This is a genomic window from Methylobacterium adhaesivum, assembly GCF_022179065.1.
GTDB classification, from domain to species: domain Bacteria; phylum Pseudomonadota; class Alphaproteobacteria; order Rhizobiales; family Beijerinckiaceae; genus Methylobacterium; species Methylobacterium adhaesivum.
Genome location: NZ_BPQD01000019.1, coordinates 19,418 through 45,151 on the forward strand (window position 1 = coordinate 19,418; position 25,734 = coordinate 45,151).

The 25,734-nt window shown below is 68.6% G+C and carries 24 protein-coding genes and 2 riboswitches; of the genes, 15 read left to right on the forward strand and 9 right to left on the reverse strand.

Going from position 1 to position 25,734, the window contains the following annotated elements:
• The first annotated feature begins 60 nt into the window (after nucleotides 1-60).
• The 3 genes from MFF01_RS14600 to MFF01_RS14610 all read left to right on the forward strand — a co-directional run bounded on the left by MFF01_RS14600 (nucleotide 61) and on the right by MFF01_RS14610 (nucleotide 1,935).
• Nucleotides 61-1,113: a hypothetical protein gene (locus tag MFF01_RS14600; protein WP_238226555.1), complete on the forward strand. Its 1,053-nt coding sequence runs from the start codon at nucleotides 61-63 to the stop codon at nucleotides 1,111-1,113.
• 66 nt (nucleotides 1,114-1,179) lie between these two features.
• Nucleotides 1,180-1,641: a hypothetical protein gene (locus tag MFF01_RS14605; RefSeq protein WP_238226557.1), complete on the forward strand. Its 462-nt coding sequence runs from the start codon at nucleotides 1,180-1,182 to the stop codon at nucleotides 1,639-1,641.
• Between the two features lie 108 nt (nucleotides 1,642-1,749).
• Nucleotides 1,750-1,935 carry a hypothetical protein gene (locus MFF01_RS14610; RefSeq protein WP_238226559.1) on the forward strand — a complete coding sequence of 62 codons (186 nt, stop codon included), beginning with the start codon at nucleotides 1,750-1,752 and terminating at the stop codon, nucleotides 1,933-1,935.
• 41 nt (nucleotides 1,936-1,976) lie between these two features.
• On the opposite strand, the gene MFF01_RS14615 is transcribed toward MFF01_RS14610, so the two are convergent.
• Complete coding sequence (locus MFF01_RS14615) at nucleotides 1,977-2,195, reverse strand: hypothetical protein (RefSeq protein ID WP_238226561.1); 219 nt, start codon at nucleotides 2,193-2,195, stop codon at nucleotides 1,977-1,979.
• 276 nt (nucleotides 2,196-2,471) lie between these two features.
• On the opposite strand from MFF01_RS14615, the gene MFF01_RS14620 reads away from it, so the two are divergent.
• From MFF01_RS14620 to MFF01_RS14650, 7 genes are all read left to right on the forward strand, one after another.
• Nucleotides 2,472-2,720 (forward strand): hypothetical protein, encoded by a 249-nt coding sequence (locus MFF01_RS14620; protein WP_238226562.1) that lies wholly within the window; start codon nucleotides 2,472-2,474, stop codon nucleotides 2,718-2,720.
• Between the two features lie 674 nt (nucleotides 2,721-3,394).
• A complete protein-coding gene (locus MFF01_RS14625) occupies nucleotides 3,395-4,204 on the forward strand; it encodes a Crp/Fnr family transcriptional regulator (protein ID WP_238226634.1) in 810 nt (269 codons plus the stop codon).
• 117 nt (nucleotides 4,205-4,321) lie between these two features.
• Nucleotides 4,322-6,598, forward strand: coding sequence for a PAS domain-containing sensor histidine kinase (locus MFF01_RS14630; RefSeq protein ID WP_238226564.1), 2,277 nt, complete (start codon nucleotides 4,322-4,324; stop codon nucleotides 6,596-6,598).
• Between the two features lie 64 nt (nucleotides 6,599-6,662).
• Nucleotides 6,663-7,424, forward strand: a complete 762-nt coding sequence (locus MFF01_RS14635) for a heme ABC transporter permease (protein WP_238226566.1) — start codon at nucleotides 6,663-6,665, stop codon at nucleotides 7,422-7,424.
• Between the two features lie 5 nt (nucleotides 7,425-7,429).
• The gene (gene ccmD / locus MFF01_RS14640; protein ID WP_238226569.1) at nucleotides 7,430-7,630 is read left to right on the forward strand and encodes a heme exporter protein CcmD; all 201 of its coding nucleotides are present in this window, start codon (nucleotides 7,430-7,432) and stop codon (nucleotides 7,628-7,630) included.
• The gene (locus MFF01_RS14645; protein ID WP_238226571.1) at nucleotides 7,627-8,223 is read left to right on the forward strand and encodes a DsbE family thiol:disulfide interchange protein; all 597 of its coding nucleotides are present in this window, start codon (nucleotides 7,627-7,629) and stop codon (nucleotides 8,221-8,223) included. Before ccmD ends, MFF01_RS14645 begins: the two co-directional genes overlap by 4 nt.
• A 549-nt stretch (nucleotides 8,224-8,772) precedes the next feature.
• Complete coding sequence (locus MFF01_RS14650) at nucleotides 8,773-9,396, forward strand: Crp/Fnr family transcriptional regulator (protein WP_238226573.1); 624 nt, start codon at nucleotides 8,773-8,775, stop codon at nucleotides 9,394-9,396.
• Nucleotides 9,397-9,406: 10 nt separating this feature from the next.
• Here MFF01_RS14650 and MFF01_RS14655 read toward each other — a convergent pair whose 3' ends face one another.
• A complete protein-coding gene (locus MFF01_RS14655) occupies nucleotides 9,407-10,018 on the reverse strand; it encodes a septation protein A (protein WP_238226575.1) in 612 nt (203 codons plus the stop codon).
• Between the two features lie 74 nt (nucleotides 10,019-10,092).
• Nucleotides 10,093-11,538 (reverse strand): signal recognition particle-docking protein FtsY, encoded by a 1,446-nt coding sequence (ftsY, locus tag MFF01_RS14660; RefSeq protein WP_238226577.1) that lies wholly within the window; start codon nucleotides 11,536-11,538, stop codon nucleotides 10,093-10,095.
• Between the two features lie 199 nt (nucleotides 11,539-11,737).
• Between ftsY and MFF01_RS14665 the strand changes: the two genes are divergently transcribed.
• Nucleotides 11,738-12,445 carry an RluA family pseudouridine synthase gene (locus MFF01_RS14665; RefSeq protein WP_238226579.1) on the forward strand — a complete coding sequence of 236 codons (708 nt, stop codon included), beginning with the start codon at nucleotides 11,738-11,740 and terminating at the stop codon, nucleotides 12,443-12,445.
• A gap of 57 nt (nucleotides 12,446-12,502) precedes the next feature.
• On the opposite strand, the gene mtaB is transcribed toward MFF01_RS14665, so the two are convergent.
• Nucleotides 12,503-13,747: a tRNA (N(6)-L-threonylcarbamoyladenosine(37)-C(2))-methylthiotransferase MtaB gene (gene mtaB / locus MFF01_RS14670; protein ID WP_238226581.1), complete on the reverse strand. Its 1,245-nt coding sequence runs from the start codon at nucleotides 13,745-13,747 to the stop codon at nucleotides 12,503-12,505.
• The gene (gene dapF / locus MFF01_RS14675) at nucleotides 13,747-14,634 is read right to left on the reverse strand and encodes a diaminopimelate epimerase (protein WP_238226583.1); all 888 of its coding nucleotides are present in this window, start codon (nucleotides 14,632-14,634) and stop codon (nucleotides 13,747-13,749) included. The genes mtaB and dapF overlap by 1 nt, the downstream gene beginning before the upstream one ends.
• A gap of 229 nt (nucleotides 14,635-14,863) precedes the next feature.
• Between dapF and MFF01_RS14680 the strand changes: the two genes are divergently transcribed.
• Complete coding sequence (locus MFF01_RS14680) at nucleotides 14,864-15,571, forward strand: GyrI-like domain-containing protein (protein WP_238226585.1); 708 nt, start codon at nucleotides 14,864-14,866, stop codon at nucleotides 15,569-15,571.
• Between the two features lie 7 nt (nucleotides 15,572-15,578).
• On the opposite strand, the gene MFF01_RS14685 is transcribed toward MFF01_RS14680, so the two are convergent.
• Nucleotides 15,579-16,091, reverse strand: a complete 513-nt coding sequence (locus tag MFF01_RS14685) for a methylated-DNA--[protein]-cysteine S-methyltransferase (protein WP_238226586.1) — start codon at nucleotides 16,089-16,091, stop codon at nucleotides 15,579-15,581.
• A gap of 423 nt (nucleotides 16,092-16,514) precedes the next feature.
• On the opposite strand from MFF01_RS14685, the gene MFF01_RS14690 reads away from it, so the two are divergent.
• Together MFF01_RS14690 and MFF01_RS14695 are read left to right on the forward strand one after the other, a co-directional pair.
• A complete protein-coding gene (locus tag MFF01_RS14690) occupies nucleotides 16,515-18,338 on the forward strand; it encodes an ATP-binding protein (RefSeq protein ID WP_238226587.1) in 1,824 nt (607 codons plus the stop codon).
• Nucleotides 18,339-18,340: 2 nt separating this feature from the next.
• Complete coding sequence (locus tag MFF01_RS14695) at nucleotides 18,341-19,960, forward strand: putative bifunctional diguanylate cyclase/phosphodiesterase (RefSeq protein ID WP_238226590.1); 1,620 nt, start codon at nucleotides 18,341-18,343, stop codon at nucleotides 19,958-19,960.
• Nucleotides 19,961-20,108: 148 nt separating this feature from the next.
• Here MFF01_RS14695 and gcvP read toward each other — a convergent pair whose 3' ends face one another.
• The 3 genes from gcvP to gcvT are packed head-to-tail and all read right to left on the reverse strand — an operon-like array spanning nucleotide 20,109 to nucleotide 24,526.
• Complete coding sequence (gcvP, locus tag MFF01_RS14700) at nucleotides 20,109-22,955, reverse strand: aminomethyl-transferring glycine dehydrogenase (protein WP_238226592.1); 2,847 nt, start codon at nucleotides 22,953-22,955, stop codon at nucleotides 20,109-20,111.
• Between the two features lie 22 nt (nucleotides 22,956-22,977).
• Nucleotides 22,978-23,340, reverse strand: a complete 363-nt coding sequence (gene gcvH, locus MFF01_RS14705; RefSeq protein WP_238226594.1) for a glycine cleavage system protein GcvH — start codon at nucleotides 23,338-23,340, stop codon at nucleotides 22,978-22,980.
• Between the two features lie 52 nt (nucleotides 23,341-23,392).
• Nucleotides 23,393-24,526, reverse strand: a complete 1,134-nt coding sequence (gcvT, locus tag MFF01_RS14710; RefSeq protein WP_238226596.1) for a glycine cleavage system aminomethyltransferase GcvT — start codon at nucleotides 24,524-24,526, stop codon at nucleotides 23,393-23,395.
• Between the two features lie 56 nt (nucleotides 24,527-24,582).
• Nucleotides 24,583-24,681, reverse strand: a riboswitch (glycine riboswitch).
• 1 nt (nucleotide 24,682) lies between these two features.
• Nucleotides 24,683-24,783: riboswitch (glycine riboswitch) on the reverse strand.
• A 113-nt stretch (nucleotides 24,784-24,896) separates the two neighbouring features.
• Between gcvT and MFF01_RS14715 the strand changes: the two genes are divergently transcribed.
• On the forward strand, nucleotides 24,897-25,670 hold the full coding sequence (locus MFF01_RS14715; protein ID WP_238226598.1) for an endonuclease III domain-containing protein: 774 nt from the start codon (nucleotides 24,897-24,899) through the stop codon (nucleotides 25,668-25,670).
• The last annotated feature ends 64 nt before the right edge of the window (nucleotides 25,671-25,734 follow it).

Genomic DNA, 25,734 nt, shown 5'->3' on the forward strand with positions numbered 1-25,734 from the left:
CGGGATCCGGTTCTCCCCTGGGGGGCGGAGCGATGCCCGCTTCCCCGACCAAAGGCTCCGATGTCGATGCTCCTTCCCGCGCCCCTTCGCCTTGCCGCCCTTCTTGCCCTCACCCTGCCCGTACACGCGCAGGAAGGCATGAAGCAGCAGCCCGCGACCCCCGAGCGGATCAAGGACGTGCCCTCCATCGAGGCCGTGGGTCTCGCCGGCCTCAAGCCCGGCACCATCCTGTTCACGGATCACCGCGACGAACCGGCCAAGCCCGAGAACGGCCTCGTGCCCTACCTCGACTGGGGCCGGGTCCGCCCGGCCGAGCGGGCGGCCCTCGCCCCCTACCCCACCTACGCCGAGCCCGATTACATGCAGACCCTCAACGGCGTGACGAAGCGCCGGCACGAGACCTTGAAGGTCTACGTGGCGCAGGGGCGCTTCGTGGTGCCGAAGCCCGCCGAATCCATCGATCTGGCGTCCTACGCCACCCTCGGCTTCGTGGCGAAGATGGATCCGGTCATTAAGCACAAGACCCTGAACCCGGCCGACGTGACGCCGACGAAGGATCCGGCCGCCGCCTTCGCCAAGCGCCCCGACCGGCCCTGGTGCGACGCCGGCACCACCTGCATCGAGTCGCGCTACGACCTCGAGGGCAAGCTGCCGCTGGGCGTGAAGCTCGCCAACAAGCTCGAGGACGGCGCATCGAAGAAGATCGCCGAGTTCGTCTCTTTCCAGAGCGAGCTGCGCACGCTTCCCCCCGCCGAGACTGCCGCCCTGGCGGCGCTCACGAAGATCGATGCGCCGGTGACGGGCGGCCTCGAACAGACGATCTTCTGGGTCAACCAGATCCTGCGCTTCGGCAAGTTCCTCGCCGTGTTCCAGCCGATGCCGGGGGACCCGGGAAAGACCGTGGTCACCACCTACATGGCGCTCGCCATCAAGGCCGATGTCCTCGACCGCAAGCAGGAATATGCCCGCGTGCCCGTGCTCAGGAACCTGCTGCCGGCCCAGGTGCTCATGGGCAACTCGTCGTTCAACACCGGGACCTCGATCAGCGCCGGCCTACCGACCTACGCCCGCAACCGCATGGCCGCCTTCGCGGACGCCCTCGCCAAGAACTGAAATTAACCTCAGGTTGATTTTTTGCCTCTCGTTCGCGATCTTGCGTGCGAGCGGGAGACAAGAATCATGGTGACGGTTCGTGAGGATACGGAAGGCAAAATCCGGGATCTGCCCATCGCGGACGAGCTGAAGCGATTGCTGGAACAGGCGGCCGACCGAGCGGGTATCGCCGTGGTGCGGGTCACCTCCGGCGGCCAAGCGCCCAAGGGGTCGGGCGGTAAGCGCACTGGCTCGACCCGCCACGACAAGGGCCGCGCCGCCGACCTCGAACTCCTCGCGGACGGCAAGCATGCCCTCGATTTCACCGATGTCGGCGACCGCCCGCGGGTTGAAGCCTTCGTGACGGCGGCGGCCGCCCTCGGCGCCAACGGGATTGGGGCGGGCTTTGACTACATGGGTCCCCGAACCCTGCATGTGGGATTCGGCACCTCGCCGCAGGATCACACCCGATTGGTCTGGGGGGCGGGCGGGCGATCCGCCAACGCGCCGAAATGGCTGAGGAATGCCGCCGAGAAGGGATGGGCCTAGCCAGTCGGACGTTTCGTCGTCGCCGCCCGCGATGGTGTGCGCCTGCGGGGCGGACCGGGCCTGGAGTTCCCCCACTTTCGGACGGTTGCGGCGGGCACGGAAGTCACCGTGCTGGCCCTCGACGGCGTGCATCGGGACTGGGCGCGGGTCGATCTCAACCACGACGCCCTCATCGACGGACATCTGCATGCGGCTTTCCTCGTGCCTGCCACCCGTCCGATGGGAATCGATCCGGACGGGTCCGCGCTCGATGCGGACGAAGGGGTCGAGGAGCCAGAAGAGGCTGACGCCTGAGGATCGCCCCGTTCCCAGCGCGAGCCGGGACGCGTCCGGCCTCAGTTGCCGCGGCTCGAGATCGAGGGCAGCGAGGGCTGGGTGTAGAGGCGGTTGACGTCGCGGCGGGTCTGGGTGCCGTTGGTGTCCGACGAGCGGCGGTAGTTGCTCGTGTCGAAGGTCTCGGCGATGCCGCTGCGGGCGTTCGGGCCCTCGGCACTGTTGCAGGCGCACAGGCCGGCCACAAGAAGGGTCGAGAGGGCGAGGGAGCGGAGGCGCATCGGTCTGTCCTACGGTAGGGAACCGGCGGAGGTGGGCCTTCCGCGCGCCCGGCGTCAAGCGCAGGGTGCGTAAACTTTCGTGGGTCCGTGCCTCCCGACACGGGGCGACGGCTGCGAAAGGATAACGAACCGTCGCCGCCGCGCCGCAGAGTCGGGACGTGGCGCCACGGAAATGCTCACCACGCCACGCGTTGGGACCCGGACAACCCCGCCGATCGCGGGAAAATCCCGTCCGGCCTCCTGGCGCCCGGCCGCCAACCACGCAAACATCGCGGCATGAGTAACGTCATCCCCTTCCGTCGCCGCCCCTCCCCGCCCGCTCCGGCGGTGTACAATGTGGTGGCCGTCGCCGACGACCTCTTCGCGGTCCTCGAGCATCTTCAAGCCGTGGGCGCCCATGCGGCGGCCATGGACCGTCCCCGGCGCGAGGTCGAGGGCACCGTCCGCAATCTCCTCGACGCCGTGACGGCCGTCGAGCGCGCCCTCGACTGCCTCGGCGAGGGCGACGAAGCGGGCCAGGCCTGAGCGTTCCTCTTGGAGCGCTCAGGCCTCGGACGGTACCGGCTTTCGAGCCTGACGGCGCGGCGGAAGTTTCGCGGGACATACGCGATTCGGTTTCGCACGGGTGCGTCCCGGTTCTGCGACAAGAACCCGTGAAGCGACGCGGATCTCGGCGGGCACGACATCCTCCGGTCGACGTATGTCTGCCGCGAGGGCCGCACGACCCTTTCGATCCCGGCCGGGTCCCGGTCCGAGCGCGGCGGCGAAACGGCGTTTCATGGGCGGAGTTTGAAGCACGCGGCGCACGGTGGGTGGCGGTTTTCGGCGTGCCAAACCGGCTCGGACCGCGCCCGATCCGAGCGTTCTCGACCGAGACGACCTGCAGCCGCCCTGCGCCTGGCCGAGCGAATCAGCGATGCGGTGCTGCCATGAGACAAGCTGTCGAGCGACGTTTTCCTGCAACGCCGATGTACGTCTTCGTACGATGATTTCGACGGTGGGCCTGTCGAGTCGTCGATGACAAACGAACACTGTCGCATCGACGCGCCCAACCGACGTTTTCCGAAGCAACGGGTGAGGATTCACGCCTCCCCACATCAAAACGACAAAATCTATCGCAATTCGTCTACTAGTAGACAGACGCCCCGTAGGGCTGTGCGATAGGGGCGGCAAGACAGACCGTGAACGCAGCTCATGCCATGCCCTCGCCCGCTGACCCGCTCTTCCAGGACAACCTGCTTCTCAGGGCCTTGAAGACCGAGGATCGCGCCCTGCTGGCTCCGCATCTCGAAAGGTCCATCCACCAGCGGGGTGAGACCCTGTTCGCGGCCGGCTCCGACGTGACTGCCATCGCGTTCCCGTGCGGCCAGACCGTGGCGACTCTCATCGTCGCCATGCGGGATGGGCGCAGCGCCGAGACCGCCACCATCGGCCGCGAGGGCGCCGTCGGCGGTGTGGTGAGTCGGGGCTACCTTCCCGCCTCCACGCACGCCGTGGTCCAGATCGGCGGCCCGATCCTGCGGATGGACGCCGTGCGCTTTCAGGAGGCGAAGCGCCGGTCGGAAAGCCTGCGCAACCTGTTCTCCCGCTACGGCGACTGCCTGCTCGCGCAGATCCTGCAATCCGTGGCCTGCAACGCGCTCCACCCCATCGAGACGCGCTGCCTGCGCTGGCTCATGACGCTTCAGGACCGGACCGGCAGCGAAACCTTGCCGGTCACGCACGAGTTGCTCGCAGCGATGCTCGGCGTACAGCGCACCTACTTGACGCGGGTCCTGCGCACCCTGCAGCGGCAGGGGCTGATCGATGTCGGGCGTGGCCGGATCACGATCCGGGATCGTACCCGGGTCGAGGCCGCCGCCTGCGAGTGCCACGGTGTGGTCCGGCACCATTACGAGACGGTGCTGGGGGCGGGCTACGACGGGGCCGGCCACCTCGTGCGCATCGACCCCCCCGACGAGGAGGTGGATACGACGGAGCGGTCCCAGCCGCGGCGCGCGCTGGCCTGACGGCCGCCGAGCCTCCTTCGACACGCCCGATCCCGACCCGGACGCCGCCGCCTCGCCGATGCCGAACTCCGCCAAACCTGTGCCGATCCGAAGCTTGGCGATTCTCCGGATTCAGCCATGACGGCCGCCATGCCTGCAAGCGACGGGAGGCTTCCCGACGTCGCGGACAGCGCCGTGCTGCTGCGCCTGGCCGTCGAGGCCACGGGCATCGGCATCTTCGATTACGACTCCGCCACCGCGAAGCTGCGCTGGGACGCCCGCACCCGTGCCCTCTTCGGCGTGGCGCCCGACGCGGCGATCACCTACGCGGACACCTTTCTGTACGCGCTTCATCCCGAGGATCGCGAACGGGTCGACGCCCTCCTGCACGCGGCCCTGGACCCGGCCGGGGCCGGCGTGTTCGACTGCGAGTACCGCGTCGTCCCGGCCGGCGGAGGCCCCGTGCGCTGGCTCGCGTCGCGGGGCCGGCTCCTCGTCGGAGAGGACGGGGCGTGCCGGCTGGCCGGCACCGTCCGCGACGTGACGCAGGCCAAGCAGGCCGAGATCGCCCTGCAGGCCACGCAGGAGCGCTACCGCCTCGTCGCCCGGGCGACCAACGACGCCATCTGGGACTGGGACCTCACCACCGACACCGTCCTGTGGAACGAGGCGCTGGCCACCGCCTACGGCTGGACGCCGGACCGCGTCGTGCCGAACGGAGCGTGGTGGGTCGAGCGCATCCATCCGGGCGACCGGGCGGGCGTCGAGGCCGACATCCACGCGGTGATCGCGGGCGAAGCCGACGACTGGGTTCACGAATACCGCTTTCGGCGCGCCGACGGCACCTACGCCGAGGTGCTCGATCGCGGCTACATGGTCCGCGACGCCGCTGGCGCCCCCCTGCGGATGATCGGCGCCATGCTCGACGTCACCGCGCGCAACCGTGCCTCCGCCCAATTCCGCGCGGTGTTCCAGGGGGCCAATGTCGGCATCGTCCAGTTCGATCCGCGTCTGGTCCGGCCCCTCGCGGTCAATGCCAAGCTGTGCGAGATCTGGGGCGCGCCGGAATCCGAGATCCTCGCCCATTCCCTGGCCCGGTGGACGCCCCCCGAGGACGACGCCGAGCGCGCGGATCTGCATCGGCGCCTCGCCGAGGGCGAGCCCATGCAGGTGCGCCTGGAGAAGCGCTACCGTCGCCTCGACGGCCGCATCATCTGGGCTCGGGTCAACCTCGTGTCGCAGGCCCTGGGCGACAGCGTCCACGCCACCGCGATGATCGAGGACATCACCAACGAGAAGCTCGCCGATGCCCGGCGCGACGCCCTGATCGCCCTGAGCGATCGCCTGCGCGATCTCGACACCACCGCTGCCGTGGCGGCGGCGGCGGCTGAGAGCCTCGGGCGCACCCTCGGGGTGTCCCGCGCCGGCTACGCCCTCGTCGATCCCACCGGCGGCCTCTCGGCCGTCGCGCCGGACTGGACCGACGCCGGCTCCGGTTCCGCCTCGCTCGCCGTGACGCGGACCCTGGCCACCATCGCGGCGAGCGTCGCCCGCCTGCGGCGGGGCGAGACCCTGGCGGTGGCCGACATCGCCGCGACGCCCGAGCGCGTCGACGACGCGGCCGGCTATGCCCGGATCGGCATGCGCTCCGTGGTCAAGGTGCCGATCCTCCAGCGCGGGCGCCTCGTCGGCATCCTGTACGTCCTCAATGCGACCCCCCACGACTGGACGCCGGAGGAGATTGCCTTCGCCCGCGAGGTCGCCGCGCGTGCCTGGGGCGGGCTCGTCCGGATCGAGGCCAGCGAGCAGCAACGCATCCTCAACCGCGAACTGAGTCACCGGCTCAAGAACACCCTCGCGGTGGTTCAGGCCATCGCCTCGCAGACCCTGCGCAACGTCACCGACATCGAGGCCGCCAAGGAGGCCCTCGCCGCTCGCCTCATCGCCCTCGGTAAGGCCCACGACATCCTGCTCTCCGGCGAGAGCGAGGGCGCGGATTTCGAGGCGGTGCTCGCCAGCGCCCTCGCCATCCACGACGATCGCCAGCCCGATCGCTTCCGCATCTCCGGGCCGCCCATCGAACTCGGTGCCAAGGCGGCCCTGTCGCTCGCCCTGATGCTGCACGAACTGGCGACCAACGCGGTCAAGTACGGTGCTCTGTCGGTGCCGACCGGCCACGTCACCGTGGCATGGGACGTCGTCCCCGAGGCGGGCGAGCCCACCGTGCGCCTGACCTGGTCCGAGGCGGGAGGCCCGCGGGTCGTGCCGCCCGCGCGAAGGGGATTCGGTTCGCGTCTGATCGAGCGCGGCCTCGTGGGGGCCGTCGGCGGCGTCGTCAGCCTCGATTTCGAGCCCACCGGCCTCGTCTGCCGTCTCGTCGCTCCCCTGTCGGGCTTCGGAACCGGGAGCGTATAAGGGAAGCGCTTGCGCGCAACGCCCGCATTGCCGCCGCACCGCACCCTGGGTTAAATCTCGGCCCATGTGGACACGCTTCGCCCATCCCGGCCATTTCATGCGGTGGACCGGTCCCCTGATGCCCTGGCTCGCCGGGCTTTCGGGACTGCTCCTGGCGCTGGGGCTCTATCTCACCTGGTTCACGGTGCCGCCCGATTATCAGCAGGGCGAGACCGTCCGGATCATGTACATCCACGTGCCGGCGGCCTGGCTCGGGGTGTTCTTCTACGGCGCCATGGCGGTCTCGGCCATCGGCACCCTGGTCTGGCGCCATCCCCTGGCGGATGTCGCTCAACGGGCCGCCGCCCCCATCGGTGCGGCCTTCACCCTCATCTGCCTCGTCACCGGCTCCCTCTGGGGCAAGCCGATGTGGGGCACCTACTGGGTGTGGGACGCGCGCCTGACCTCCATGCTCGTGCTGTTCCTCATCTATTGCGGCATCATCGCCCTGTGGCGCACCATCGAGGACCCGAACCGGGCCGCGCGCGCCATCGCGATCCTGACCCTCGTGGGAGCCGTGAACCTGCCGATCATCAAGTTCTCGGTGAACTGGTGGTCGACCCTGCACCAGCCGGCCTCGATCATGCGCATGGGTGGGTCGTCCATCGACCCGTCCATGCTCTATCCGCTCCTCGAGATGATCCTCGCCTTCACCCTGCTCGGGGTCACCCTGCATCTCAACGCCATGCGGACGGAGATCCTGCGTCGCCGGGTACGGACGCTGACGATCCGCGAGGCCGAACGCCTCGATACCGGTGCTTCCCTCGGGGCGGTCCAGGGCCTGTGACGATCATGACCGGACCGCATGCGGGCTTCATCCTCGGTGCCTACGCCTTCACGGCCCTCGTCATCGCCGGCCTGATCTGGCAGGCCGTGCGCGACCGGCGGGAGCAGACACGCGCCCTCGCCGCGTTGCAGGAGACGGCACCGTCCGTGGCCCCGCCGGGCTCGCGCCCGGCCCCGGCACGGTCTCCGGCGGGAGCCGGCGCGTGAGCTCCTCGTCCGAGCCGGCCCGGCGTTCGCTCCTCCTCGTCGTCCCCCTCGTCGCCTTCGTGGCCCTGGCCGGCCTGTTCTTCGTGCGCCTGCGTTCGGGGGCCGATCCTTCCGCCGTCCCCTCCGTGATGATCGGGCGACCGGTCCCGGCCTTCTCCCTCGCGGCCCTGCCCGGCCTTACGACAGGCGACGCCCTCCCCTTGCCCGGCCTCTCCAGTGCCGACCTCAAGGGCCGGGTCACCCTCGTCAACTTCTGGGCCTCGTGGTGCGCGCCGTGCCAGATCGAGCATCCCCAGCTCATGCGGCTCACCCGTGAGCCCGGCGTGACCGTCGTGGGCATCGCCTACAAGGACGCACCCGAGAATGCCCGGCGTTTCCTCGCCCGCAACGGCGTGCCGTTCCGGGCGTTGGGCATGGATTCCACCGGCCGCACCGCCATCGATTTCGGGGTCTACGGCGTGCCCGAGAGTTTCATCGTCGGGCCCGACGGCGTGATCCGCGACAAGCTCGTCGGCATCGTCACCCCGGAGAATTATCAGGGCGTGCTCGACAAGATCCGCGCTGCCGGCACCGTGGCCAGCGCCGCGCCGTAGGGAGCGGCTTGGGGCGCGTCCGTTCGGTTACCGAACTTCGATGGCCATGCGAAACCGCGACGTTCCCGCGACACCGGCCGATCTCGATCGCGGCCCGCAACTGGTATGCCGCAGCCCCCCGGGAGCAGCGCTGGGTCCGAAGGGATGCTGGACGGGGATCCGCATTGGCCCAGTGGAAATGTCTCGGCCTGCGATCGATCCGCCACATACGTCTGCCCGCAGGCGCTACCTGATGTCGATGTGTTGTTATTGGGTATATCTTAGCGATGAAATCTCATCTGCGGATCGTTTTCCTTTGGGTTCGAATGAAAATACTTTAATGTACGATAACGTACTTATAGGTACAAAGATATTATATTAACATTCATGTTTTCCGGTGGTATAGGTACTTGACCGCCTACTGATGACAATCGGCTTCAGGTATCGAGTGTCAGTTGATCATGCCTGTAAGTTGACAGAGCTGTGACGTCGTCCATCGTTCAACATGAAGTTCGCAACCGACTCTTGGGGATGCTACCACCCGATGAGTTTGCACGTCTTCAACCAGAAATGGAACGCTGCTCGTTCGAGCAGGGCCTCGTTCTGGAAATGCCGGGCACGGCGATCACGAAAGTCTGCTTCCCCGAACCGGGGATGATCTCGGTCATGGCCCGCACGCCCGTCGGGGTGCAGGCCGAGGTGGGCATCATCGGGCCCGAGGGCATGACCGGCCTTCCCTTGCTGCATGGCCTCGACAGCTGGCCGCACGCCACCATCGTCCAGATTCCCTGTCGCGCCCTGTGTATCGAGGCGACGGCGTTCCGGGCGGTGCTCGCCGAATGCAGACCCCTGCACGAGCGCCTGCTGCGCTACGCCCAGGTCTTCTCGGTCCAGCTGGCGCAGGGCAGCCTCTGCAATGCCCGCTTCACCATCGAGCAGCGCCTCGCTCGCTGGTTGCTCATGTGCCACGATCGGACGGATCGCGAGGATCTGCCGCTGACGCACGAGCTCCTGTCGACGATGCTCGGCGTGCGCCGGGCCGGGATCACCACGGCCCTGCGCATGCTCAACGATTCCGGGGCGGTCAAGAGCCGGCGCGGTGGCATCGGCATCCGTGACCGGTCGCGGATGCTCGCCATCGCGGGGGACGCCTACGGCGTGCCGGAAGACGAGTACACGCGCGTACTCGCCTGATCGGACGCGCTCACGCGGCGCCCGGATCCTTGCGCTCATGGCGCAGGAGGAGCGGCGTCTGCGCCAGGGCGAACAGGATCGTGAGCGGCATGATGCCGAACACCTTGAAGCTCACCCAAAAATCCTCCGTCTGTGTGCGCCACACCACCTCGTTGATCGCCGCCAGGACGAGGAAGAAGAGGCCCCAGCGGAAGGTCAGCTTGCGCCACCCCTCGTCCGTGAGGGCGAACATACTGTCGAGCACCACCGAGAGCAGGGACTTGCCGAAGGCGAGGCCGCCCAGCAGCACGAGGCCGAACAGGGTGTTCACGATGGTGGGCTTCATCATGATGAACGTCTTGTCCTGCAGGGCCAGAGTCAGGCCGCCGAACACCACCACCACCACGCCCGACACCAGGGGCATGATGGGCAGGCGTCGCACCAGAGCGAAATGGATGGCCAGCGCCACCACCGTGGCGGCGATGAACACGCCGGTGGCGACGAACAACTTCTGATCGGCCGACACTCCGAAGCGCTCGGCATAGGCATTGCCGAGGAAGAAGATCACCAGCGGCCCGAGTTCGAGGACGAGCTTGAGCGGGGGCGGGAGGTGGCGGCGCGGGGGAACGGCTTCGATCTGCATGGGGTCCGTCATAATGGGCCGCGCGTGGCGTGTCGCGGCTTTCGAGGGAGCGGTCCTTTCCGACGCATGCGCGCTTATCCCTTGTCCAACCCCGCGATGGCGCGGGCGAAGTCGCGGGCCTCGAACGGCTCCAGATCCTCGACGCCCTCGCCCACGCCGATGAAATGCACCGGCAGGCCGAACCGGGCCGCGAGCGCCACCAGGATTCCGCCGCGGGCCGTACCGTCGAGCTTTGTCATCACGAGGCCGGTGACCTGGGCGGCCTTCGAGAACAGCTCGACTTGGCTAAGGGCATTCTGGCCGACGGTGGCGTCGAGGACGAGGAGGACGGCGTGGGGGGCCTCTGCGTCGATCTTGCGGATCACCCGCAGGATCTTCTCCAGCTCGGCCATGAGCCCGGCCTTGTTCTGGAGGCGCCCGGCCGTGTCGATGAGCAGCACGTCGGTGCCGGCGTTCCGGGCCGCCTCGTAGGCGTCGAAGGCGAGGCCCGCTGCGTCGGCGCCCTGGGCGCGGGCGATGACGGGCGTGCCCGTGCGCTGTCCCCAGACCTTGAGCTGCTCGATGGCCGCTGCCCGGAAGGTGTCGCCCGCCGCCAGCATCAGGGAATGCCCGTCCGCCTTCAGCTTCATGGCGAGCTTGCCGATGGTGGTGGTCTTTCCCGCGCCGTTGACGCCGATCATCAGGATGACGAACGGCTTCTTCGCGGTGTCGATGACGAAGGGAACGGCCACCGGCGCCAGCGCCCGCTCGACTTCCGTCGCCAGGATCTCCCGCACGGCATCGGGGGAGATGCCCTTCTCGTAGCGGCCCTTGCCCACGGCCTCCGAGATGCGCGTGGCGGTTTCGACGCCGAAATCGGCCTGGATCAGGGCGTCTTCCAGCTCCTCCAGGGTGTCGGCGTCGAGCTTGCGCTTGGTGAACAGGCCCGTGACCCGCTCGGTCAGCGCCGAGGAAGTGCGTTTCATCCCCCCCGTGAGGCGGCTCCACCAGCCGCGCTTCTCACCCTCGGATTCGGCCTCCGGCTCCGGCATGAAGATCTGGGCCGGCTCCGAAGCCAGTTCCGGTTCCGGCTCGGGCGCCGCGTCGGGTGCCTCTCTAGGAGCCTCTTGGGGCGCGAAGGCCTGTGTCGTCGTGTCGGCCGGTTCCGCGCCGCGGTCGGGGGCGTCGCCCGCCGTCCCGGCCGGCGGACGTTCCTCGGCACCCGCGATGGGCTGCAAGTCGGCGCCCTCGATCTCGTCGGGGACCGTGTTCTTGTTCGAACCGTCTTCGGCGGGTTCGCTGGCCGGCAGGGGAATGTGCGAGACGTCGTCGGCCGCCGTCGCGAAATCAGGCTGGCCTTCCGAGGGCGATGCCGGGGACGCGACGGGCTCGAGATCCGGTCGGAGGACCGGTTCGGGCGCCGGGGGCGGCGCGGGCTTCGGATCGGGCGCCTGGACGGGGACCGGCTCCGGCGGCCAGGCCTCTTCCTTCTTGCCGAACATCCGCCGCAGCAACCAGCCCGGCCTCTTGTCTTCGCTCATTCCCGCTCGCTTCCTCGGCCTCGGGGCCATGGTTCGATCCGTGTCGGACACCCTAAAGCAGGTTGCGCCGAGGCGGTCACCGGTTTTGCGTCGAGAACGCCCGACACATCAAGGCATTGCGCCGTCCGCAGCCGCCTCGCCGCCCCTGTCCTGGCCGAACCGGTTTCCACTTTCCCGCGTCATGCGTTAGCCCAGGGCCATGGTCCCGAACGATGCCCCCGCCACAGACATAGGCACGCGCCTCCTCTACCGCGATGCCCTCGTTCTCGTCATCGACAAGCCGGCGGGCTTGGCCGTCCATCCCGGCCCGAAGGGCGGCGAGACCCTCACCGACCATCTCGACGCCTTACGGTTCGGCCTGCCCCGCCGCCCGGAGGCGGCCCATCGCCTCGACCGCGACACCTCGGGCTGCCTCGCCCTGGGGCGCCACGCCAAGGCGCTCGCCCGGTTGAACAAGCTGTTCGCCGCGAGCGGCAGCGTCGGCAAGACCTATTGGGCCCTGGTCGAGGGCGGCCCCGAGGCCGACGCTGGCAGCATCGATCTGCCGCTGGCCCGCCGTTCGGACGATCCCCGCTCGTGGTGGATGAAGGCGGACCCCTCGGGCGACCCGTCCCTCACCCATTGGCGGGTCCTCGGGCGCGGCGGCGGCCTCACCTGGCTGGCGCTCACCCCGGTCACCGGGCGCACGCACCAGCTGCGCGTCCATTGCGCCGCCTCGGGCTTTCCGATCCTGGGCGACCCGATCTACGGTTCGGGCCAGCGCGGCGCGACCCCGAGCCTGCAACTCCACGCCCGCGCGCTCAGCCTGCCGCTCTACCCGAAGAAGCCGCCCATCGTCGTCGAGGCCCCGGCGCCGGAGCATATGCGGGCGGGTCTTCTGGGATGCGGATATGAGGCCGCCGGATAGAAGGCCCCAGGGCTCTGCCCTGGACCCGCGAAGGGATGATCCCTTCGGACCCGATTTTCAGGCGGCGATCAGGGCCGTTCCGTCGTGGCCGGTGATGGTCACGTCCCGAAATTCCCCGGCTGGAACATCTCCGGCGAGCCGCACCGGGGTGAACCCCTCCGTGCGCCCGATCCCGCCGCGCTCGGTCAGCACCCGGTGACGACGCCCGACTTGCGCTGCGAGATGTGCCGCGAGCGCCGCTGCGCCCGCTTCGCGCAACCGCGCGGCCCGCGCCCGCACCACGTCGCCCGGCACCGGCGGCATCCGCGCGGCCGGCGTGCCGGGGCGGGGTGAGTACGGAAACACGTGGAGATGGGTGAGGCCGCATTCGGCCACGAGGTCGAGGGAGCGGGCGAACTGCGCCTCGGTCTCCGTCGGAAATCCGGCGATGAGATCGGCGCCGAACACCACCTCCGGCCGCAGGCGGCGCACCGCGGCGCAGAACCGGATCGCGTCGGCGCGCCCGTGGCGGCGCTTCATCCGCTTGAGGACGAGGTCGTCGCCGGCCTGGAGGGAGAGGTGGAGATGCGGCATCAGCCGCGCCGCGCCGGCAATCGCCTCCATCAGGGCGTCGTCGACCTCGATGGAGTCGATCGACGACAGGCGTAGGCGGGCGAGATCTGGGACATGGGTGAGGATCGCCTGCACCAGCTGCCCGAGGCTCGACGGCGAATCCGAAAAATCGCGGCCGTAGGCCGTGAGGTCGACCCCGGTGAGGACCACCTCGCGCCCCCCATGGTCGACGATCCGCCGGACCTGATCGAGCACCTCCGCCTGCGTCACCGAGCGCGAATTGCCGCGCCCGAACGGGATGACGCAGAAGGTGCAGCGGTGGTCGCAGCCGTTCTGCACGGGCACGAAGGCGCGGGTGTGCCCCGCCAGGGCGGTGATCCGTCCGGGGGCGGCCGTGCGCACGGCCATGATGTCGTCCACCGCCACGCGCTCGGGGGCGACGGGAGCGGGCTCCCAGGTGTCGGCCCGCGTTTTGGCGTCGTTGCCGACGAGACGGGCGACCTCCGGCATGGCGGCGTAGAGATCGGTCTCGACCTGCGCACCGCAGCCGGTGACGACGATGCGCGCCGCCGGGCGCTCGCGGGCGAGCCTGCGGATCGCCTTGCGAGCCTGGCGCCCGGCCTCCTGCGTCACCGCGCAGGTGTTGACGATGACGAGGTCGTCCTGGGCATGGGGCTCGGCATGGCCGCGCATCACCTCCGCCTCCACGGTGTTGAGGCGGCAGCCGAAGGTGAGCGTCTCCACCGCCATCAGGCGGTCTCGTCGAAGAGGGCGGGCGCGAAGGTCCCGTCCCATTCCAGCGCCACGGGGCCGGTCATGAGGACGTGGTCGTCGGCGCGCCACTCGATGACGAGATCGCCGCCCGGCAGGCTCACGGTGGCCCCCCGGCCGATCAGGCGCCGGCGCGAGGCCGCCACCACGGTGGCGCAGGCGGCGGTGCCGCAGGCCAGGGTCAGGCCCGCGCCCCGCTCCCACACCCGCAGGGTGATCCTGTCGGGGCCGGTCACCCGGGCCAGCGAGATGTTGGCCCGGTCGGGAAAGACGGGGTGGTGCTCCAGCATCGGGCCGATACGGGCGAGGTCGTAGGTGTCGGGGTCGCGGTCCACGAAGAAGATCGCGTGCGGGTTGCCCATGTTCACCACGGCGGGCGAATGCAGGATCGGCGCGTCGATGGGGCCGATCTGGAGTTCGATGCGCCGCGTGTCCTGGACCGGCTCGGCCAGGGGGATCTCGTCCCAGGCGAGCCGGGGCCGGCCCATGTCGACGGTGAAGGCGCGCTCGGCCAGGCGCTTGACGCTCACGAGGCCGCCCCGCGTCTCGAGGGTGAGGCGGCCGCTCTCGGCGGGGCGCGCCATGGCGGGATCGTCGAGCATGGCGTAGGCGACACAGCGCGTACCGTTGCCGCAGGCCCCGGCCTCCGAGCCATCGGTGTTGTAGATGCGCAAGGCGGCGTCCGTGTCGGGCGTGCTTGCGTCGTGGATCACCATGAGCTGATCGAAGGCGGAAGCCGGATGCCGCGCGATGGCCCGGGCTTCCGCGGCCGCGACCCGGATGTCGGTGCCGCGCAGGTCCAGCACCACGATGGCGTTGCCGGCGCCGTGCATCTTCAGGAAGCGTCGGTGGGCGAGTGCGCTCATGTCTCTCGTGGCGGCTGTTCCGGCGGAAAGGTCTTGGGGCCCGCATATAAGTCAAAGTCCCTGCCCGCGCACGCGGGCGTGCCGGGGGGCTGCGTTGCAGAAGCGCCGCGCCCGGTCACGTTCGTGCGTCCCGGCACGCGATCCGCCTCGCAGGCCGCCGCCTTCGTCACTACGTTGACGTCCCATGCCCCGGCCTCCTGAAGGGGCCGCGATCCTCCGGAGCGCCGTCGTGACCCGCTTTCGCCTGCCGCTGCTCGCCGGATGCTTCATCTCCTTCGCCCTGGCTCCCCTCGCCCGTGCGCAGGAGCCGGTGCCGCCGGCGGTGGCCAATCCCCTTCCCACCACCACGACGCCGGGGCCGGCCGATGCGGGGCCGCCCTCCGTTCCGGTGCCGGCCCAGGCGGGCGCTGCGCCGTCCCCGACGCCCGCGGCTTCTGCGCGAAAGACCCTGGTGGAGACACCGGGCGACGCCAACGACGTCGACGCCGTGTCCCTGCCGGCCAAACCCGCCGCGATCCTCGCCGGACGGGCGAAGTGGGAGGACGCCGTGCCGAGTCTGAAGGCCGCGTTCCAGCGCATCGAGGCGGACCTGGCCAAGGCCGGGATCATGCCGACCGGCCGGCCCCTCGCGGTTTTCGCTAAGACCGACGACGACGGCTTCCAGTACGACGCGATGATTCCTATCGCGGCGATGCCGGACCCCAAGCCCGCCGAAACCGACGGACTGCGCTTCGGCACCACGCCGAGCGGCAAGGCCCTGCGCTTCCCGCACCGGGGCTCCTACGACGAGATCGACGGCACCTACGAGACGCTGACCGCCTACCTCGACGCCAAGGACGTGGTGGTGCAGGACCGGTTCATCGAGGAATACGTCACCGACCTCAACGACAGGGCCGACGAGAAGCTCGACGTGAACATCTACGCCCTGCCGAAGTAGGCGCGCGTCACAGGAGGGCGAGCTGCGCCTGCGAAGCGGCGTCCAGCCCCCGCTCCAGCGCCAGCAGGAAACGTTTGGTCTCGACGCCGCCGGCAAAACCCGTGAGGGCGCCGCTGGCCCCGATCACCCGGTGGCAGGGCACGACGATGGGAAGCGGGTTGTCGCCATTGGCCGCCCCCACGGCGCGGCTGGCGCCTGGGCGACCGATGCGGCGAGCGAGTTCGCCGTAGGAGATGGTCCGGCCTGGCGGAATTCGAATGAGTTCCGCCCAGACCATGTGCTGGAACGGCGTGCCGCGCGGATCGAGATCGAGGTCGAACCGGGTGAGGCGGCCGTCGAAATAGGCCCCGAGCTGCGCCCTTGCGTCGACGAAGGCCGCATCATCCCGAAGCCAATCCGGCTTCGGCGTCACGGCGCCCTTGCCGGCGGGTAAGCCGATGCAGGCCAATCGCTCCCCCGCCCCTGCGAGGACGAGGGGTCCGATGGGACTCGCCTGGACCGTGTAACGGGTTTCGCGCATGGCCGCTCCGCATGGTTGAGAACCGCCGATCGATACCTTTATCGCGGGATCGCTTCGGGACGGCCATGGAACAGTGGCCCCCGACGAGCCCGGGAAGATTCAGGACTGCGTCAGCTTGTTCGACGCGTCACCGTGCGGGAGTGAGCGCTTTTGAACGGACTACGTCGACTGCCCCAGATCAAGTCATGCCGTCGTGCGACGTAGAGTGGCCGTATCTTTTCGAGGTTCCAGGCTCTCGGTGCGATCAGGCGAAGGGGTACCCGAGAGGATGGGTGCGGAATAGATCGATTTCGTTAAGAGTAAAGACCGGTCATCGCCATTTTTCGACCTCGCGGGAACATCGACGAAGCCATTTTTTAAGTACCTCTCCCTCATAAACCTATGAAATCAATGGTTGTGTCGATGTCGCGGGGGAGTGCTGTCATGATCGATGCGGAGGGACGCGGGAACGATTTTGACGCGACGGGTCAGATCGGATCCGTCACCTCGATCGAGGGGTCGAAGGTCAGACTCGAGCTCCTGTGCCACGACGGACGCCCGGATGTCCGCGTCACGGTCGGAAATTTCGTTCGGATCCAGGCTGGAAGTGCCGTCCTGATCGGGATCATCACCACCCTCGCATCCGATGGCGGTCGTACCCGTGAGCCCGGCGCGCATGCCAATCTGGATCTTCTCGGCGAGATCCTGGTGGAGGATGAGACGCCGCTGTTCCGCCGCGGCGTCGCCTCTTATCCCGCCATCGGCGATGCGGTTCGCCTGCTGTCGGCGGCCGATTTGCGCATCGTCTATCAGGTGTCCGCCTCGAACACGGCCGCCGTGGGCAATCTGTACCAGGAGCCTGATACGCCGGCCTGCATCAAGGTCGACGACCTGTTGACCAAGCACTTCGCGGTTCTCGGGACGACGGGCGTCGGCAAGTCCAGTGGCGTCGCCGTGATCGTCGATCAGGTCCTGCGCGTCCAGCCTACCCTGCGGGTCTTCCTCCTCGACGTCCACAACGAGTACGCATCCTGCTTCGGCGAACGCGCGAACGTCATCCACCCGCGCAATCTTAAGCTTCCGTTCTGGCTGTTCAATCTCGAGGAGATCTCGGACGTCATCTATGGCGGTCGTCCGCCGGTCGATGAGGAGATCGAGATCCTCAACGAGGTCATCCCGCTCGCGAAGAGCAAGTATGTTCAGTACAGGGAGGCGAACGACAGGCAGGTCGCCCGACGGACGAGCGGAAAGAGCACCGGGTTCACGGTCGATACTCCGGTGCCATACCTGCTCCAGGACCTCGTGGCGCTGATCGACGAGCGGATGGGACGCTTGGAGAATCGGGTCGCGCGGATGCACTATCACCGTCTGATCGCCCGGATCGAAGCGGTGCGCAGCGATCCGCGTTACGGGTTCATGTTCGAGAATGCCAATGTCGGCGGCGACGTGATGGGCGAAATCCTCGCCTATCTGTTCCGCCTCAATCCGGACGGCCAGCCCATCACCATCATGCAATTGGCTGGTTTGCCGATGGAGGTGGTCGACGCCGTGGTATGCGTCCTCAGTCGGCTGGCGTTCGAGTTCGGGATCTGGAGCGAAGGCGCGATCCGCCTCCTGTTCGTGTGCGAGGAAGCCCATCGTTACGCTTCAGCGGATCGGTCCGTCGGGTTCACGCCGACACGCCGCGCCCTGTCGCGCATCGCGCGCGAAGGACGCAAGCACGGGGTCTATCTCGGCTTGGTCACCCAACGCCCGGCCGAACTCGATCCGACGATCATCTCGCAGTGCAGCACGCTGTTCGCGATGCGCATGACCAACGAGCGCGATCAGGAGTTCCTCGCGGCAGCGGTCTCGGACGCCTTCAACCTCCTCACCTTCGTCCCGTCGCTCGGAACGGGCGAGGTGATTGCGTTCGGCGAAGGTGTGCCGATGCCGGTGCGCATGAAATTTCTTCCACTTCCTCCTGATCGGCAGCCGCGCAACGATATGAGCGGACGTGCTCCCGATGCCGCCGAAGCGGTGGCAGGGGCCGCCTTCGTGGGCGCCGTGGTCGAACGCTGGCGCGGCGCGACCATGAACAAATCCGCCGGACTGGTGCAAGAGGGGGCCGGACTGGCCCGTCAGGCCCGTGATCCCGCTCCGGAGGGGGGCAACGACTCGGCCCTCGATCAGGTGCACCGTCGACTGCTCCGGCGTCCCTTGGAGGCCGGCGATTCGCCGGCCGATACCGGCCTTCGACCTGCAAAGCCCCTGTGGCAGCAGGGTTGAGTATGAGCGGACCCGATCTCATCAGCCAGCGGCAAGTCCTCCTCGAGGCGACGATCCAGACGCTTCCGGTCGGGATCCTGGTCCACGACGATCAGGGATATTGCATCCTTGCGAATGCGGCCGCGCGCGCTCTTGGGTCGGAGTCCATTCATGACCTCGCGGCCGCCGCCGTCGATCGTCCGGACACCGTCATCACGGGGGACCTCGAGGGACGGACCCTCGAAGTCCAAGCCCGCACGGTGACCACGGAACGCGAGAGCTACACGCTGACGAGCATCGCCGACGTGACCCGTCATCACGCCGTTCAACGCCAGCTCATCGCCCAAGCGTTCATCGATCCCCTCACGGACCTTCCCAACCGAACGATGTTCGAGCAGAGCATCGAGGATCTGATCGCCAATGCGCGGGCCGACGATCGCTTCGCTCTGGCGTTCATCGATTTGGACAACTTCAAGCATATCAATGACTATTACAGTCATGCGGCAGGGGACGCGTTGCTGCAGAAAGTCGCCGATCGGATTCGCAACACATTGCGGCCGAGCGACATGCTGGCACGCCTCGGTGGCGATGAATTCGTCCTCCTCCTGAACCCGATCCCGGACCGGGACAGCACATTGGCTGCAGTCTACGACATCTCGGAGCGCCTGAAGCGGCCCTACTTCATCGATGGGTACGAGATCTTCGCCTCGGCCTCGATCGGCCTGAGTCTCTACCCGGATCACGGAACCACCTACGAGCTCATGCGCCGTCAGGCCGACAGCGCGATGTACCGCGTCAAGGGGAGCGTCAAAGGCGGGGTCAGCGTCTTCGAGGAGACGATGAGCCGGGCGGCCACGGACCGCATGGCGGTGGAGCAACGTCTGCGCCTCGCCATCCGCGACCGCTGCTTCTGCTGCGCCTTCCAGCCGAAGGTCGACATGCGCACCCAGGCCGTCCTGGGGGTGGAGGTTCTGCTGCGGTGGCGGGATGAACTCGGGATCATTCATGCTCCGGGCGGCTTCATCGAGCTCGCCATCGAGCTTGGTCTCATCAACGACATCGCGATGCAGGTCTTGCTCGATACGATTCAGGCCATCCCCGATCTCGACGAGGCCTTCGGGTCCGATATCAGCGTGAGCGTCAATATCGCCGCCAAGCAGGCGTGCGATGTCCCGTTCATGACGGCGTTCTGTAAGGCGCTCGGGGAGACCGGTATCGCGAAACGCTTCGTCCTCGAGCTCACCGAGGAGGCGTTCTTCACGAAAGGCAGTTTTCAGCGGGAGGTCTTGCCCCTCATCCGGGACGTTGGAGCGAAGGTCTCCATCGACGATTTCGGGGTCGGCTATTCGTCGCTGGCCGCCTTGGCGGAGATCACCGCCGACGAACTGAAGATCGACCGGTCCTTCGTCACGGACATCCACAAACGGCCGCGCAGCCAGATCGTCCTGAAGGCCATCGAGTCCCTCGGCCTGGCCCTCGACATGTCGATCGTTGCCGAAGGCGTCGAAACCTTCGAGGAGGTGGCCTACCTGCTCGGGGCAACCCAGATCCGCTGTGCGCAGGGGTATTACTTTTCAAAGCCCATGCTGCTCGATGAAATCCGCTCGGAGTTCGGGCGGTCGTCCGACAAAAGGTACGCCTGACCAGGCGCACCGGCCGATTGGCCGCCGCCGCCGCCGCCGCCGGGCTGCGATGAACCGAAAACGGCGCAACGCGGCGGGGGCCAGGGGCGTCCGTTCGAGATGCCTCGGCTCCCGCCCCGGACGAGAGGGGGCGGTCGCGTTGTCGTCCCTATTCCGCCGCCTCGTTGTAGGCATCGAGGGGCGGGCACGAGCACACGAGGTTGCGGTCGCCGTAGGCGTTGTCGACCCGGTTGATGGGCGGCCAGTACTTGTCCATCCCGAGGCTGCCGGCCGGGAAGCAGGCGGCGTCGCGGGAATAGGGCCGCTCCCACGGGCCGATGAGGTCGCGAACCGTGTGGGGGGCGTGCTTCAGGGGATTGTCGGCCCGGTCCATCCGGCCCTCCTCGATGGCGCGGATCTCCTCGCGGATCGTCAGCATCGCGTCGCAGAACCGGTCGATCTCGCCTTTGGTCTCGGATTCGGTCGGCTCGATCATCAAAGTTCCGGCCACGGGCCAGCTCATGGTCGGCGGGTGGAAGCCGCAATCGATGAGGCGCTTGGAGACGTCCTCGACGGTGACCCCGGCGCTCTTCTGGAACGGGCGCAGGTCGATGATGCATTCGTGGGCCACCCGGCCGTGCGCGCCGGAATAGAGCACCGGATAGGCATCTTTGAGCCGGGCGGCGATGTAGTTCGCGTTGAGGATGGCGATGCGGGTCGCCTGCGTCAGGCCGCGCCCGCCCATGAGCAGGCAGTAGCTCCACGAGATCGGCAGGATCGAGGCCGAGCCGTAGGGCGCGGCCGACACCGCGCCCTCCCCGCCGGTCTCGGGGTGCCCCGGCAGGAACGGGATGAGGTGCGCCTTCACGCCGATGGGCCCCATGCCCGGCCCGCCGCCGCCGTGGGGAATGCAGAAGGTCTTGTGCAGGTTGAGGTGGCTGACATCGGCGCCGATGTCGCCGGGGCGGGCAAGGCCCACCATGGCGTTGAGATTGGCCCCGTCGAGGTACACCTGGCCGCCGTGGAAATGCACGATGGCGCAGAGTTCGCGCACCCTGGCCTCGAACACCCCGTGGGTCGACGGATAGGTGATCATGCAGGCCGCGAGCTTCTCCGAGTGCAGCTCCGCCTTCCTGCGGAAGTCCTCGACGTCGATGTTGCCGTTGGCGTCGGCCCCCACCACCACGACGCTCATGCCGCACATCTGCGCCGAGGCCGGGTTGGTGCCGTGGGCCGAGGACGGGATGAGGCAGACGGTGCGGTGCCCGTCCCCCCGGGACAGGTGGTAGGCCCGGATGGCGAGGAGCCCGGCATATTCGCCCTGTGCCCCGGAATTCGGCTGCATCGAAATCGCGTCGTAGCCGGTGATGGCGCAGAGCTTGTTCGAGAAATCCGCCAGGAGCTCGTGATAGCCCGCCGCCTGATCCGCCGGCACGAACGGGTGGAGTTCCGAGAATTCCGGCCAGGAGATCGGCAGCATCTCGGCGGTGGCGTTGAGCTTCATGGTGCAGGAGCCGAGCGGGATCATCGCCCGGTCCAGGGCCAGATCGCGGTCCGCGAGGCGGCGCATGTAGCGCGTCATCTCGCTCTCGGCCCGGTTCATGTGGAAGATCGGGTGGGTGAGGTACTCCGAGGTGCGGACCGACGCCTCCGGCAGGCGCGGAGCGGGCCAGGCCTCGTCGTAGGCGAGGTGGTCGCCGCCGAAGGCGCGCCAAACGGCCTGGACGATGTCGGGCCGTGTGCGCTCGTCCACGGTGATGCCGATGCGGTCGTCGCCGACCTTGCGCAGGTTGATGCCGTTGGCCACGGCGTTGCGGAGGATCAGGCCCTGGAACGCCCCGACCCGGACGGTAACGGTGTCGAAGAAATGCGCCGATTCCACCGCGAAGCCGAGGCTTTCCAGACCCTGCGCCACCCGCACGGCGTCGCGGTGGACGCGGGCGGCGATGGCCTTCAGGCCTCGGGGACCGTGGAACACCGCGTACATGCCGGCGATGACCGCGAGCAGCACCTGGGCGGTGCAGATGTTCGAAGTCGCCTTTTCGCGGCGGATATGCTGCTCGCGGGTCTGGAGTGCGAGGCGATAGGCGCGGTTGCCGCGCGCATCCACCGAGACGCCGACGAGGCGCCCCGGCAGTGTGCGCTTGTGGGCGTCGCGGGTGGCGAGGTAGGCGGCGTGCGGGCCGCCATAGCCCATGGGCACGCCGTAGCGCTGCATCGAGCCCACGGCGATGTCGGCCCCCATCTCGCCCGGGGGCTTGAGGAGCGTGAGCGCCAGGGGGTCGGCCGCCATCACCGCCACGGCGCCGGCCGCGTGGAGGCGGGCGATGCTGTCCGAAAAGTCGTTGATGGCGCCGCAGACGCCCGGATACTGAAAGATCGCCCCGAACACCGCCGCCGGATCGAGGTCGGTCGCCCGATCGCCGACCACGATGGTCCAGCCCAGCGGCGCGGCGCGGGTCTTCAGCACCGCGATGGTCTGGGGCAGGCACTCGGCGTCGACGAAGAAGCTGTCCCTGCCATTCGTCGCGATGCGGGCGGCCATGCTCATGGCCTCGGCCGCGGCCGTCGCCTCGTCGAGGAGCGAGGCGTTGGCGATGTCGAGGCCGGTGAGGTCGCAGACCAGGGTCTGGAAGTTCAGGAGCGCTTCAAGCCGACCCTGGCTGATCTCAGGCTGGTAGGGCGAGTAGGCCGTGTACCAGGCCGGGTTCTCGAAGATGTTGCGCTGGATCACCGGCGGCATCGTGGTGCCGTGGTAGCCCTGGCCGATGAGCGAAACGAGGAGCCGGTTCTTGTCGGCGATGCCGCGCATGTGCTCCAGCACCCGGCGCTCCGTCATCGACACTCCGAAATCGAGGCGCTCGGCCTGTCGAATGCTCGCCGGTAGTGTCTCGTCCACGAGGCCGTGCAGGCTCTTGGCCCCCACCACGGCGAGCATGGCCTCGATCTCCTGCGTCGTCGGACCGATGTGGCGGCGGTTGGCGAAGTCATAAGGGTCGTAGCGGTCGGTCATCATAATGGGACGTCCTCCGGCGGGGCTATTTCGGGAAGGCCGCGTAGGCGGCCTCGTCCATGAGGTCGTCGAGGGCCGACGGATCGTCGAGGCGGATGCGGTAGAGCCAGCCGGCGCCCTGTGGGTCGCTGCCGACGCTGGAGGGATCGGCGACCGCCGCGTCGTTGACCTCCGTGACCTCGCCCGAGACCGGCGCGTAGACGTCGGAGGCGGCTTTGACCGATTCCACCACGGCCGCCGCCTCGCCCTTCACGAGGCGGGCGCCGACCTTCGGCAGCTCGATGAAGACGAGGTCGCCGAGTTGCTCAGCCGCGTGAGTGGTGATGCCCACCGTGGCGACGTCGCCCTCGCGGGCCAGCCATTCGTGCTCGTCGGTGAATCGCAGCATGGATCGCTCCTGTGAGTCAGGTTTGGACGGTCTGGAAAGAGAAGGCGCGGGTTCAGGCGCGCTTGAAGCCGGCCGGCACGAAGGGCAGGCCGTTCACCACCATCGGCAGACGCCGGCCGCGCACCTCGGCGAACACCCGGGTGCCGGGCTCCGTCAGCGCCACGGGCAGATAGCCCATGGCGACGGGCGCCTGCAGGCTCGGCCCGAATCCGCCCGAGGTGATCCGGCCGATGGCGTCCCCCGCCGCCTCTTCGGCGAACAGGAGGGCACCCGCGCGCACGGGTGCGGCGCCCTCCGTGCGCAGGCCGACGCGCCTGCGGGTGGGCCCGGCGGCGAGGGCCGCGAGGATCGCCGCTGCGCCCGGAAACCCCCCCTCCCGCGCCCCGCCCCGGCGGCGCACGGCGGGAATCGACCAGCCGAGGCCGGCCTCGACGGGATCGGTGCCGGCATCGATGTCCGCCCCATGCAGGCACAGGCCGGCTTCGAGGCGCAGGGAATCGCGGGCGCCGAGGCCGACGAGGCGAACACTCACGTCGGCCAGCAGGGCTTCGGCCAGGCCTTCGGCCCGGTCCTCGGGCACCGAGATCTCGAACCCGTCCTCGCCGGTGTAGCCCGAGCGCGTGACGAGGGCGGACGTCCCGGCGAGTTCGATGGTGCGCACGTCCATGAACCGCATGGCCGCGACCTCCGGGGCAAGGCGGGCGAGAGCCGTTTCCGCGCCTGGCCCCTGCAGGGCGAGGAGGGCGCGGGGCAGCACCGCGATCTCGCAGATCCCAGTGAGATGGGCGCGTAGATACGCCTCGTCGGCGAGCTTGTTGGCGGCGTTGACGACGAGGACGAGGGTGTCGCCGCAATGCGCCACCATGAGGTCGTCGCGGATGCCGCCGGTCTCGTCGAGGAGGAGGCCGTAGCGCTGACGGCCGGGTTGGAGCCCGAGCACATCGATAGGCAGCAGGGTCTCCAAGGCGCGGGCCGCGTCCACGAGGTTGCCCGTGCGGGGTATGAGCTGGATCTGACCCATATGCGACACGTCGAACAGCCCGGCCTGGGCGCGCGTGTGCAGGTGCTCCCTCAGGAGGCCTTCAGGATACTGGACCGGCATGGCATAGCCGGCGAACGGCACCATGCGGGCGCCATGGCGCAAATGCAGGGCGTGGAGCGGCGTGCGAAGGGTGTCGAACGGCATCGGATCATCCCACGGCAGAACGGCCCCGGACCCTCGTGCGAGTGGTCCGGTTGCCCCCATCTGTCGCGGTTACCTGAGAGCTTCTCCCGTGCGCAGAAGATGCGACGCGGGATTTCTCCTTCGGTGGGCGTCGTCGGACGCCTCTCTCCAGATTGTCGAAACGATACGGTGATTGTGCCTGAGAGTTTCCGGGGGTGGTTGCTCCGTCGGCGCCATGATCGAAAAGGAATCGACCTGGGCTCTCCCGTATCGCCATTGCTGACGAGAGCAAGGTTACATGCCGCGCCGGGCCAGGCAAGCCGCGATCTGACAAACGGGGAGCTTTCGTCACGGCCGGGAACCGGTGGGAATCCTCGGCGATTCCCGTCCCATGGCCATTGCATCCGGACACGATCTCGCCGGTCCCCGCCCCGCCCGCAGGCGCTCCGCGATCCCCGTGGGAGATCCCGGCCTCGACGCGAAAGCCCGCGAGATCCACCGGCGCCTGTGCCCCGTCTACGGATGTCCGATCCCGTATTTTCACAGCCTCGACCCGTTGAGCGAGCTCGTCTCCTCGCTGCTGTCGCACCGGACACGCAACGCGGACTCGGGCCGGGCGTTCAAAGCCCTGCGGGCGCGCTATCCCGACTGGGCCGCGATGCTGGCGGCCCCCGTGCCGGAGATCGAAGCCGCCATCGCCGGGGTGACCTGGCCGGAACTCAAGGCGCCGCGCATCCAGGCCATCCTGCGGGCCGTCGCCGAGCGGCACGGCAGCCTGTCCCTCGATTTCCTGGCCGGGATGGATGTCGATTCGGCCCGCGCCTGGCTGGAGGCGATTCCCGGGGTTGGGCCGAAGACCAGCGCCGCCGTGCTGTCGTTCAGCGTCCTGCGGATGCCGGCCCTGCCCGTGGACAGCCATCACCACCGCGTCGCCCAGCGCACCGGCCTGATCGGCGCGAAGGTCGATGTCGGGCCGTCGCACCCGATCCTGCGGGCGCAGCTGCCCGCCGATTGGAGTGCCCAGGCCCTCTACGACAACCACGAGATTCTGATGCTGCACGGGCAGGCCGTCTGCCACCACCGCAATCCGGCCTGCGGCGCTTGCGTCCTCCTCGATCTCTGCCCCACCGGTCAGGCGCGTCGGACAGAGGGCGCGACCGCTTGACCGGCTCAGACGCGCCGTCCAGAACCCGGCCCGTGCGACGCTGGTTGAGCGCTTCGACACGATG

Excerpts from the sequence above, each read along its gene's own strand:
- MFF01_RS14600 (WP_238226555.1), top strand. The coding sequence starts at position 61 with ATGTCGATGCTCCTTCCCGCGCCCCTTCGCCTTGCCGCCCTTCTTGCC.
- MFF01_RS14605 (WP_238226557.1), top strand. The coding sequence starts at position 1,180 with ATGGTGACGGTTCGTGAGGATACGGAAGGCAAAATCCGGGATCTGCCC.
- MFF01_RS14615 (WP_238226561.1), bottom strand. The coding sequence starts at position 2,195 with ATGCGCCTCCGCTCCCTCGCCCTCTCGACCCTTCTTGTGGCCGGCCTG.
- MFF01_RS14620 (WP_238226562.1), top strand. The coding sequence starts at position 2,472 with ATGAGTAACGTCATCCCCTTCCGTCGCCGCCCCTCCCCGCCCGCTCCG.
- MFF01_RS14625 (WP_238226634.1), top strand. The coding sequence starts at position 3,395 with ATGCCCTCGCCCGCTGACCCGCTCTTCCAGGACAACCTGCTTCTCAGG.
- MFF01_RS14630 (WP_238226564.1), top strand. The coding sequence starts at position 4,322 with ATGACGGCCGCCATGCCTGCAAGCGACGGGAGGCTTCCCGACGTCGCG.
- MFF01_RS14635 (WP_238226566.1), top strand. The coding sequence starts at position 6,663 with ATGTGGACACGCTTCGCCCATCCCGGCCATTTCATGCGGTGGACCGGT.
- ccmD (WP_238226569.1), top strand. The coding sequence starts at position 7,430 with ATGACCGGACCGCATGCGGGCTTCATCCTCGGTGCCTACGCCTTCACG.
- MFF01_RS14650 (WP_238226573.1), top strand. The coding sequence starts at position 8,773 with ATGGAACGCTGCTCGTTCGAGCAGGGCCTCGTTCTGGAAATGCCGGGC.
- MFF01_RS14655 (WP_238226575.1), bottom strand. The coding sequence starts at position 10,018 with ATGCAGATCGAAGCCGTTCCCCCGCGCCGCCACCTCCCGCCCCCGCTC.
- ftsY (WP_238226577.1), bottom strand. The coding sequence starts at position 11,538 with ATGAGCGAAGACAAGAGGCCGGGCTGGTTGCTGCGGCGGATGTTCGGC.
- MFF01_RS14665 (WP_238226579.1), top strand. The coding sequence starts at position 11,738 with ATGGTCCCGAACGATGCCCCCGCCACAGACATAGGCACGCGCCTCCTC.
- mtaB (WP_238226581.1), bottom strand. The coding sequence starts at position 13,747 with ATGGCGGTGGAGACGCTCACCTTCGGCTGCCGCCTCAACACCGTGGAG.
- dapF (WP_238226583.1), bottom strand. The coding sequence starts at position 14,634 with ATGAGCGCACTCGCCCACCGACGCTTCCTGAAGATGCACGGCGCCGGC.
- MFF01_RS14685 (WP_238226586.1), bottom strand. The coding sequence starts at position 16,091 with ATGCGCGAAACCCGTTACACGGTCCAGGCGAGTCCCATCGGACCCCTC.
- MFF01_RS14690 (WP_238226587.1), top strand. The coding sequence starts at position 16,515 with ATGATCGATGCGGAGGGACGCGGGAACGATTTTGACGCGACGGGTCAG.
- MFF01_RS14695 (WP_238226590.1), top strand. The coding sequence starts at position 18,341 with ATGAGCGGACCCGATCTCATCAGCCAGCGGCAAGTCCTCCTCGAGGCG.
- gcvP (WP_238226592.1), bottom strand. The coding sequence starts at position 22,955 with ATGATGACCGACCGCTACGACCCTTATGACTTCGCCAACCGCCGCCAC.
- gcvH (WP_238226594.1), bottom strand. The coding sequence starts at position 23,340 with ATGCTGCGATTCACCGACGAGCACGAATGGCTGGCCCGCGAGGGCGAC.
- gcvT (WP_238226596.1), bottom strand. The coding sequence starts at position 24,526 with ATGCCGTTCGACACCCTTCGCACGCCGCTCCACGCCCTGCATTTGCGC.
- MFF01_RS14715 (WP_238226598.1), top strand. The coding sequence starts at position 24,897 with ATGGCCATTGCATCCGGACACGATCTCGCCGGTCCCCGCCCCGCCCGC.